We start from the raw sequence: 4999 nt of genomic DNA, 5'->3' as shown, positions 1-4999 counted from the left end.
TCGTCGGCTCGGGCGGGCACGCCGCCTGGCCGCAGCACGCGATCGACCCGGTGCCGGCGGCGGCCGAGATCGTGCTCGCCCTGCAGTCGTTCGTCACGCGACGCATTCCGATCACCGACCCCGCCGTCGTCTCGGTGACGCGCTTGGGGTCCGACTCACCAGCGAGCAACGTGCTCGCCGCATCCGTGGAGCTCGAGGCCAACGTGCGGACCCTCTCACGCGAGACCCTGGCGCTCGTGCGCACCGAGCTGCCGCGCCTGGCGCGAGCGATCGGTGAGGCGCACGGCTGCACGGTCGAGACCGAGTTCATCGACTCGTACCCCGTGACCGTCAACGACCCGACGGAGACCGAGTCGGTGCTCGGCCTGCTCGACGAGCGCTACGGTGCGAACGTCGTCCGGCTGGGAGCCCCGGCGATGGCCTCCGAGGACTTCGCCTACGTGCTCGAGGAGGTGCCAGGCACGCTCGTGTTCCTCGGGGTGCAGGTCGAGGGCGCGACGGCCGGCATGCACTCCGATCGCGCGGTCTTCGACGACGCGCTGCTGGCCGACCACGCCGCCCTTCTCGCCGAGCTCGCGCTTCGTCGCCTCTCCTCGGTCCCCTCCCACCATCAGGTAACCTGAAGGCATGGAGATCCTGCGCCACGTCGTCGTCCTGATCCACCTCGTCGGGTTCGCTGTGCTGTTCGGCGCGTGGGTGGTCGAGGCGGTCGGGCAGCGACGCATCACGCGCCTGCAGACGTGGGGCATGGTCATCGCCGCAGTCGCCGGGCTCGCGCTCGCGGGGCCCTGGGGCATCTCGTACGAACTCGACTACGTCAAGCTCGCGGTGAAACTCGTCGTGCTGCTGATCATCGGAGCACTGCTCGGCATCGGCGCATCCGGTCAGCGCAAGACCGGCGCCGTCGCGCCGGCGGTGTTCTGGCTCGTCGGCATCCTGATCCTGCTCAACGCCGCTCTCGCGGTGCTCTGGCGCTGACGCACGGGGGCCGCCCCGCGTAATCACGGCCCGACTGCGCACCCACGGTGTCCGCTGACGGCGTAAAGTAGATGTTCGTGCGCCGGGACTTCGCCGGCGCCCCCGGTGCCTGCACAGCCGCGGCGACCGGCGCATCACCCTGCGCCGGACGCCCCGCCACCGGCGCGTCCCACCAGGACCATCGGCATCCCATCGACAGATAGTTCTTCACGCATGTCCTCCGCAATCGCGACACCCGCCGCCCCTGCCCCCGCCAACCCCCGCTCCCGCGTCATCACCGCGAGCCTCGTCGGAACGACCATCGAGTTCTACGACTTCTACGTCTACGCGACCGCCGCGGTGCTCGTCTTTCCGGCGCTCTTCTTCCCGACCGGCAACGACACGACCGCCCTGCTCGCCTCGTTCGCCGTCTTCGGCGCCGCGATGATCGCGCGCCCCATCGGCGCCGTCGTCTTCGGCCACTTCGGCGACCGCTTCGGCCGCAAGGCGACGCTCGTCGCGTCGCTGCTGACGATGGGCATCGCGACGTTCCTCATCGGCGTTCTCCCGACCTACCACCAGATCGGCTGGACGGCGGCGCTGCTCCTGCTGATCCTGCGCCTGTTCCAGGGTTTCGCGCTCGGCGGTGAGTGGTCGGGGGCCGCGCTCGTGGCCACCGAGAACGCCCCGAAGGGCAAGCGGGCCTGGTACGGCACGTTCCCGCAGCTGGGCGCCCCGATCGGGTTCATCATCGCGAACACGCTGTTCCTCGTGATGAACTTCCTGCTGCCCCACCCCGACGGCCCCGCCGTCGGCTCCGAGGCGTTCCTGTCGTGGGGCTGGCGCGTCCCGTTCCTCTTCTCGGCGGTCATGGTGATCGTCGGACTCTGGGTGCGGCTGCGGCTCGTCGAGTCCGACACATTCACCCGTGCCGAGCAGAAGGGCGCGCTGCGCAAGTTCCCGCTGGGCGAAGTGATCCGCCGCCACTGGTGGCAGCTGATCCTCGGCACGTTCATCATGCTCGCGACCTACGTGCTCTTCTACCTCATGACGAGCTTCACCCTCTCCTACGGCACCAAGGCCGCTTCGCTGGAGACGGCGTCCGCCGCAGCGCAGAAGGCGGCCGAAGCGGCGGGCAAGAGCTTCGATGCCGCGGCGTTCGCCGCGCAGTTCTACCCCGGACTCGGGTTCACCTATGTCGACTTCGTGATCATGCAGATCATCGGCGTCGTGTTCTTCGGCATCTTCACCCTGCTTTCCGGCCCGCTCGCCGACTCCCTCGGACGCAAGAGGCTGCTCGTCTGGGTCACGGTGGGCATCATCGTCTTCGGACTGGCGTTCAGCGTCTTCCTGCTGCCGCAGGCCGACCCGAAGTTCACCGGTGCGCTGACGCAGGCATTCCTCATTCTGGGCTTCCTGCTGATGGGTCTCACCTTCGGGCCGATGGGGGCCGTGCTGCCGGAGCTGTTCCCCACCAACGTGCGCTACACCGGCTCCGCCATCGCGTACAACGTGTCGTCGATCCTCGGCGCCGCCGTGGCCCCGTCGATCGCCCTCGGTCTGTGGGCCGCTGCCGACGGAAACCCGTGGCTCGTCGGCGTCTACCTCGCGGGTTCGGCCGTCCTGACACTCATCGCGCTGCTGCTGTCGAAGGAGACGAAGGACGTGGACTACGACACCAACATCGGGCTCGGCGCAACGGGATCACTCTGATGCGAAAGTCTCGTGACATGACCCAGACTTTCCCGCCCCACGGCGCGGCAGCGCCACTGAGAAGCTGACCCGAAAGTCTCGTGACATGAGCCAGACCTTCTCGCCATCAAGCTGACACTCTCGTAAAACTAATCCCTTTCGTTTATGATGGGAGGATGCTGCGTACACTTCCCACGCGAACGCTGATGCCCGCCGAGGGCGATCGGCACGAGCGGCTGTGGATGGCGTGGCCGGTCGCCGACTATATGCTCGACGGCTCGGCGGCACCGCGTGACGACGTGCTCGCGGCGTGGGCGGCCGTCGCCCACGCCGCGGCAGCGTTCGAGCCCGTCACGATGGTCGTCCATCCTGCCCACGTCCCGGTCGCGCGACGGATGCTGTCGCGCGAGATCGAGCTGTGGGAGGCGCCGATCGACGACGCGTGGCTGCGCGACTCCGGCCCGACTTTCGTCCGCACCGCCGACGGCATCGCCGTCGTCGACTGGGTGTTCAACGCCTGGGGCGGGCTGACCTGGGCGGGCACTGCGCACGATTCCACGATCGCTGCGCGAATCGCCGCGGAGCTGGGCGTCGACCGCATCGCCTCGCCCCTGACAGCGGAAGGCGGCGGCATCCACGTGGACGGCGCCGGCACGGCGCTGGTCACCGAGACGGTCATGCTCGATCCCGCGCGCAATCCCGGGTGGACCCGCGTCGACGTCGAAGACGAACTGCGTCGCACGGTGGGCGCCGAGCGGGTCATCTGGCTGAGCCGCGGGCTCACGCGGGACTACGGTCCCTACGGCACCCGCGGCCACGTCGACATGATCGCGACGATGCCGGAGCCCGGACGCGCGATCTTCCACGACCAGCGCGACCCCCGGCATCCGGACCGATCCGTGTCGACGCGCGTGCGCGCGGAGTTGCAGGACGCCGGACTCGAGGTCGTCTCTCTGCCGGCGCCCGGCGTGCTGCGCGACGACGCCGGCTGGGTCGACTACTCGTATGTCAATCACGTGCTCGTGGGCGGCGGCGTCATCGCGTGCGGGTTCGATGACGCGGCGGATGCCATGGCCGTCGGCATCCTGCGTGACCAGTACCCCGGGCGCGAGGTCGTCACGGTCGACGCGCGCGCGATCTTCGCGCTCGGCGGCGGCATCCACTGCATCACGCAGCAGCAGCCGGCCAGCGTCTGAGCGCGCGCCGCGAGCCGCCGGCCGCTGCTTCAGCGCGTCACGCCAGCGACATCCCCAGCATCGCGACGAGGGCCAGGACGATTCCGGCCGTCTGCAGGCGCGACGGCCGCTCCCCGAGGAACAGCAGGGCGAGCACGATCGTGACGGCGGGATAGAACCCGCTCACGACGGACAGCACCGACAGGTCGCCGAAGCCGAGACCCGCGAGGAAGAGCGTGTTGGCCGTCGCATCGAGTAGTCCGCTCGCGCCCGCGATGGCGATCGCGACGCCGACCACCATGCGACGCCGGATGCCGACGGCGACGGGCACCGCGGTGAGCACAGCACCGTCCGCGATCACGGCACCGCGCGACGACGCCCCGATCGAAGCGACATCCGGCGATGCGCCACCGCAGCGCCCATCCGACATTCCCGCCCGCGCCCGCCAGGCCAGTACCCCCGCGACAGCGAAGGCGACGACGGTGCAGCTGATGCGGTTCGCGGTGAGCGGGGTGAGCCCGGCATCCAGCGGAGCGCTGTCGAGGGAGATGTACAGCACCCCGAGGAACGCGCCGGCCACGGCGGCCTTCGCGATGTCGACGCGATGGGCCCGCGTGCGCTCGTCGGCGCGGGGCCGAGAGACGAGGCCGACGGCGACGAGGCCGGTCAGCAGCGCGACCCATCCCAGCGGCGAGAACGTCTCACCGGACAGCAGACCCGCCGACATCGGCACGACGGTGGAGACGATCGCCACGACGGGGGCGAGCGTCGTCATGGGGCCACGGGCGTAGGCGGAGTAGAGCAACCAGATGCCGAGGCACGAGGTGACACCGGTCACGAGGCCGACGACGGTCGTCTCGGGATGCCACACTCCGCCGTCGATCGGCGACGCGACCAGGAGTGCGACGGCTCCGGCAAGAGCGGCGAACGCCGTGACGAGCATGGCCATGAGCCGCTTCGCGGCAAGCCCGCCGAGAAAGTCGGCGGCTCCGAAGCCGGCAGCGCTGAGGGAGCCGAGGAGGACGGAGATCACGAGGTTTCCTTCTGGGTTCGTGGTGACCCGAGGTCACACGCTAACAGGGGACGGCGGGAGCTCGGCAGTAGCGGTCACTGCCATGGCAGGTACCTGCCATGTCGCGCGGCGGCGACCGGCCAGGTGCCGCCCGCGGAGCGGC

The 4999-nt window shown here is 69.8% G+C and carries 5 protein-coding genes; 4 read left to right on the top strand and 1 reads right to left on the bottom strand.

Features of this window, described 5'->3' with window-relative positions:
• The 4 genes from WBP48_RS11575 to WBP48_RS11560 form a co-directional block, all read left to right on the top strand.
• The coding region (locus WBP48_RS11575; RefSeq protein WP_424440564.1) for a M20 metallopeptidase family protein at positions 1–623 on the top strand (623 nt) is incomplete at its 5' end.
• Between the two features lie 4 nt (positions 624–627).
• The gene (locus WBP48_RS11570) at positions 628–978 is read left to right on the top strand and encodes a Fe-S protein (protein WP_424440562.1); all 351 of its coding nucleotides are present in this window, start codon (positions 628–630) and stop codon (positions 976–978) included.
• A 213-nt stretch (positions 979–1191) separates the two neighbouring features.
• Positions 1192–2670: an MFS transporter gene (locus tag WBP48_RS11565; protein ID WP_424440560.1), complete on the top strand. Its 1479-nt coding sequence runs from the start codon at positions 1192–1194 to the stop codon at positions 2668–2670.
• 155 nt (positions 2671–2825) lie between these two features.
• Complete coding sequence (locus tag WBP48_RS11560) at positions 2826–3845, top strand: agmatine deiminase family protein (RefSeq protein WP_424440558.1); 1020 nt, start codon at positions 2826–2828, stop codon at positions 3843–3845.
• A 37-nt stretch (positions 3846–3882) separates the two neighbouring features.
• On the opposite strand, the gene WBP48_RS11555 is transcribed toward WBP48_RS11560, so the two are convergent.
• Complete coding sequence (locus WBP48_RS11555; protein ID WP_424440556.1) at positions 3883–4857, bottom strand: EamA family transporter; 975 nt, start codon at positions 4855–4857, stop codon at positions 3883–3885.
• Positions 4858–4999 lie beyond the last annotated feature (142 nt).

Origin of the sequence: Microbacterium sp. (genome assembly GCF_049661145.1) — a bacterium.
In the GTDB taxonomy this organism is placed as follows: Bacteria; Actinomycetota; Actinomycetes; order Actinomycetales; family Microbacteriaceae; genus Microbacterium.
Note: the sequence above shows the minus strand (reverse complement) of the source record. Positions and strands in the feature narration are given on the sequence as shown.

Bases quoted from the DNA above. Each gene is read 5' to 3' on its own strand.
- WBP48_RS11570 (WP_424440562.1), top strand. From the start codon at position 628: ATGGAGATCCTGCGCCACGTCGTCGTCCTGATCCACCTCGTCGGGTTC.
- WBP48_RS11565 (WP_424440560.1), top strand. From the start codon at position 1,192: ATGTCCTCCGCAATCGCGACACCCGCCGCCCCTGCCCCCGCCAACCCC.
- WBP48_RS11560 (WP_424440558.1), top strand. From the start codon at position 2,826: ATGCTGCGTACACTTCCCACGCGAACGCTGATGCCCGCCGAGGGCGAT.